This is a genomic window from Caballeronia sp. (assembly GCF_049581465.1).
GTDB lineage: Bacteria > Pseudomonadota > Gammaproteobacteria > Burkholderiales > Burkholderiaceae > Caballeronia.
In genome coordinates, this window is record NZ_JBAUSA010001002.1 from 1 (window position 1) to 4,614 (window position 4,614).

Genomic DNA, 4,614 nt, shown 5'->3' on the forward strand with positions numbered 1-4,614 from the left:
TCGTTGGAGACGGCTGAGGGCGTTTCGCCGCAGGATGATCCGGCACGCAAGCTCACGGACGGCAGTCTGCTGCCCCAACTCACGGACGAGCAAAGCGAAGCCGTCGATGCCATTCGCGGCGCGGATGGTTTCGTCGCGTTCCTGCTCCACGGCGTGACGGGCAGTGGCAAAACAGAGGTCTACCTGCACGCGCTGGCCGACTTGCTCGCCGCGCGCCCGGACGCGCAGGCCCTCGTCCTCGTGCCGGAAATCAATCTCACGCCGCAGTTCGAAGCCGCGTTTCGCAACCGCTTTGCCGGATTGCCCGAGGGGGCAATCGTTACGATGCACAGCGGGCTGGCCGAAGGCGAGCGCGCGCGAAACTGGCTCGCCGCGCACACTGGCCGTGCGCGACTGGTGCTCGGGACGCGGCTCGCGATCCTGGCTTCGCTGCCGAAGCTGGCGCTGATTGTCGTCGATGAGGAACATGATCCGGCCTACAAGCAGCAGGAAGGCTTGCGCTATTCGGCGCGCGATCTCGCGATTTATCGTGCGAAACGACTGGAGATTCCCGTCGTGTTGGGCTCCGCGACGCCATCGCTCGAAAGCTGGTGGCAGGCGGAGCAGGGGCGCTATACGAAGTTGACGCTGGCGCGGCGCGCCGTCGCGGCGGCCGTCTTGCCGACCGTCCGGCTGATCGATCTCGAAGAAGAGCGCCAGCGCGGGCGGGCATCGGTGGAGGGATTGTCCGGGCCTTTTGTCGCGGCAATGAAAATGCGGCTTGAGCGCGGCGAGCAAAGTCTCGTATTTTTGAATCGACGCGGCTACGCCCCCATTCTTTCCTGCGATGCCTGCGGCTGGGTCGCCGGTTGTCCACGCTGCAGCGCGTACGTCGTGCTCCACAAGCCCGAACGCGCGCTGCGATGCCACCACTGCGGCTGGGAATCGCGCATACCGAAATCGTGTCCCGACTGCGGCAATGTGGACATCGCGCCGATGGGTCGAGGCACGCAGCGCGTTGAGGAAACCCTCGCGAGCGCTGTGCCGGGTGCGCGGGTTTTACGTATCGATGCCGACAGTACGCGGCTGAAGGGAAGCGCACAGGCGCTTTTCTCCGATGTTCACGCGGGCGAGGTCGATATCCTGGTCGGTACGCAGATGATCGCCAAGGGGCACGACTTCAAGCGCGTGACGCTGGTCGGCGTCCTGAATGCCGACACAGCGCTGTTTTCTCACGACTTTCGTGCGAGTGAGCGGCTTTTTGCCCAGCTTATGCAAGTTAGTGGGCGGGCGGGGCGGTCGGGTCTTCCCGGCGAAGTGATGATCCAGACGCGCTATGCACGGCATGCGTTGTTTCACGCGCTGGCTCGTCACGATTACGTGGGTTTCGCCAATTCGACTCTTGCCGAGCGACGCGACGCACATTTACCGCCGTTTGTTTATCAAGCGATGGTTCGCGCGGAAGGGCGTACGTTGGAAGTCGCGTTGGAGTTCTTGCAGAGGGCCGTGGAGGGGTTTTCCATGCTGCCCGGCGCCGATCGGGTGACGGTCTATGACGCCGTGCCGCTTACCGTCGTCAAGGTCTTCAATGTGCATCGCGCACAGTTGCTGATCGAATGCGCTTCCCGGGCGGTTTTGCAGAGTGTGCTGCGGGCCTGGCAGCCGGGCTTGCGGGGGCTTAAGGTTAAAGGTCTGGTCAGGTGGAATCTTGAAGTCGATCCGCTCGATATTTAAGCGGCTTTGGGCGGCACTTTACCTTTAGCCGTTGCCGTTCTCGTGGCGCACGGGTGCTACCTTCAGACCGCCGGTCTTGCTGTCCTGGCCTTCTTCGCGCGTGTCTGCCTCCGGACGCTTAACGTGTGGGTGGGCACCCCGGATAAAAAGCACGACGCACAACGCGAACAACGCCCAAATGCTGCAGAAAATCATCCAGGAACTCATCTCTTCTCCCCGATACCACGCAGCTTCATCAACCAGCCACGAAAGTCGCAACGCAATCAACGCGTTCCAACTCGTTATCGGCACCGGGAAGCGTTTTATTAGGGGAATCGCGAAAATATCAACAGCGGGGAAATATTAGTGCAGCTAATTCCCCTCCGGCTATGCTCCAAAATCCGTCGTTTTCCTTATGCAATAAGGGTTTGAACCGAGTTTCAAAAAGGTGCAACCCATCTTGAAAAGTTGGTTGCACCTTTTTTATGAGCGAGTTACGATTCGGCCACTTTTCATGCTCTCGCCGGCTGTCATAACCGGCAAAGAAGGATATATGGCGAGCACCACTTTGGGCGTCAAAGTCGACGATTTGCTACGTTCCCGCCTGCGCGATGCAGCCACGCGACTCGAACGCACGCCGCACTGGCTGATCAAGCAGGCCATCTTCGCGTACCTCGAACGCATCGAACATGGACAGTTGCCGCCGGAACTCTCCGGTACAACGAGCGCAGCAGATTCGTTCGAGTCGTCTTCGCAAGCCGATTCCGACGAAGACAACGCACCGCATCCTTTCCTCGATTTCGCGCAAAACGTGCAGCCGCAATCCGTATTGCGATCGGCTATCACGGCGGCGTATCGGCGACCGGAACCCGAGTGCGTGCCTTTCCTCGTCGGGCAGGCGCGCCTTTCGGCAAGCGTCGCAGCGGAAACGAACGCAATGGCGACCAAGCTGGTTGAAGCGCTCCGCAAAAAGCAGACGGGTAAGGGCGTCGAAGGCCTGATTCACGAGTTTTCGTTGTCCAGTCAGGAAGGCGTCGCGCTGATGTGTCTCGCGGAAGCGCTGCTGCGCATTCCCGATCGCGCCACCCGCGACGCGCTTATCCGCGACAAGATCAGCAAGGGCGACTGGCGCTCGCATATGGGCCAGGCGCCGTCCCTGTTCGTGAACGCCGCCACCTGGGGCTTGATGATCACCGGCAAACTGGTCACGACGAACAGCGAGACGGGATTGTCGTCGGCCTTGACGCGCTTGATCGGGCGCGGCGGCGAGCCGCTGATCCGCAAGGGCGTCGACATGGCCATGCGCCTCATGGGCGAGCAATTTGTCACGGGCGAGACCATTTCGGAGGCGCTCGCGAACAGCCGCAAGTTCGAAGCGCGCGGTTTCCGCTATTCCTACGACATGCTCGGCGAAGCCGCGACGACCGAAGAGGACGCGCTGCGCTATTACGCGTCGTACGAACAGGCGATTCACGCGATCGGCAAGGCAGCAGGTTCGCGTGGCATTTACGAAGGCCCTGGCATTTCCATCAAGCTTTCCGCGCTGCATCCGCGCTATTCGCGCTCGCAGCAGGAACGCACGATGATCGAGCTCTTGCCTCGCGTGAAGGCGCTGGCGCTGCTCGCGCGCCGCTACGACATCGGCTTGAATATCGACGCGGAAGAAGCGGACCGGCTCGAAATTTCACTCGATCTACTCGAAGCCCTTTGTTTCGATCCCGAACTGGCCGGGTGGAACGGCATTGGTTTCGTGGTGCAGGCGTATCAAAAGCGTTGTCCGTTCGTGATCGACTATTTGATCGATCTCGCGCGTCGCAGCCGTCACAGGATAATGGTTCGCCTGGTTAAAGGCGCTTATTGGGATTCGGAAATCAAGCGTGCCCAAGTCGACGGCCTCGAAGGCTATCCGGTCTACACGCGCAAGATCTACACGGATATTTCGTATGTGGCCTGCGCGAAGAAGCTGCTCGGCGCGCCCGACGCCGTCTATCCGCAATTCGCCACGCATAACGCATTCACGCTGTCGGCCATCTATCAGCTCGCCGGGCAGAATTACTATCCCGGCCAGTACGAGTTCCAGTGCCTGCACGGCATGGGCGAACCGCTGTACGAGGAAGTGACGGGCCGCGACAAGCTGAACCGGCCGTGTCGTGTCTATGCGCCGGTTGGCACGCACGAGACGCTGCTGGCGTATCTCGTGCGCCGCCTGCTTGAGAACGGCGCGAATACGTCGTTTGTGAACCGCATCGCCGATACGTCGATTCCGGTCAGCGAACTCGTCCAGGATCCCGTCGATGAAGCGTCGAAGCTCACGCCGCTTGGCCTTCCGCACGCGAAAATCGCGTTGCCGCGCCAGTTATATGGCGATGAACGCCTCAATTCGATGGGCTTCGATTTGTCGAATGAGCATCGGCTGGCGTCGTTGTCGTCGGCGTTGCTGGCGAGCGCGAACCATCCGTGGAAAGCTGCGCCGATGCTGGAATTGCACGACGTTGTAGAAGGTACGTCGCGCGATGTGCGCAATCCGGCCGATCTGCGCGACGTGGTGGGGACGGTGGTCGAAGCATCACGGGAGCAGGTCACATTGGCTTTGGCCAACGCTGTTGCCGCTGCACCGATCTGGCAGGCGACGCCCGTCGATGAGCGCGCCGACTGTCTGGCCCGCGCCGCCGATCTGCTCGAAGCGCAGATGCACACGCTGATGGGCCTGGTCGTGCGCGAAGCCGGGAAGTCGCTGGCGAATGCGGTGTCGGAGATTCGCGAAGCCATCGACTTCTTGCGCTACTACTCGGCGCAGATTCGCAGCGAGTTTTCCAACGATACCCATCGCCCGCTCGGCCCCGTGGTCTGCATCAGCCCGTGGAATTTCCCGCTCGCGATCTTTATGGGACAGGTCGCCGCGGCGCTCGCCGCCGGCAATCC

General features: G+C 61.2%; 3 protein-coding genes. 2 read left to right on the plus strand and 1 reads right to left on the minus strand.

Annotated elements, in window-relative coordinates:
- On the plus strand, window positions 1–1,713 hold a 1,713-nt coding region (locus WCA53_RS24555; protein ID WP_423916565.1), incomplete at its 5' end, for a primosomal protein N'.
- Between the two features lie 24 nt (window positions 1,714–1,737).
- Here WCA53_RS24555 and WCA53_RS24560 read toward each other — a convergent pair.
- A complete protein-coding gene (locus WCA53_RS24560) occupies window positions 1,738–1,920 on the minus strand; it encodes a hypothetical protein (RefSeq protein ID WP_423916568.1) in 183 nt (60 codons plus the stop codon).
- A 325-nt stretch (window positions 1,921–2,245) separates the two neighbouring features.
- On the opposite strand from WCA53_RS24560, the gene putA reads away from it, so the two are divergent.
- A partial coding sequence (gene putA / locus WCA53_RS24565) for a bifunctional proline dehydrogenase/L-glutamate gamma-semialdehyde dehydrogenase PutA (RefSeq protein ID WP_423916571.1) occupies window positions 2,246–4,614 on the plus strand: 2,369 nt, incomplete at its 3' end.

What these genes read in the sequence shown, in the direction of transcription:
- WCA53_RS24560 (WP_423916568.1), bottom strand. Translation starts at nt 1,920, where the DNA reads ATGAGTTCCTGGATGATTTTCTGCAGCATTTGGGCGTTGTTCGCGTTG.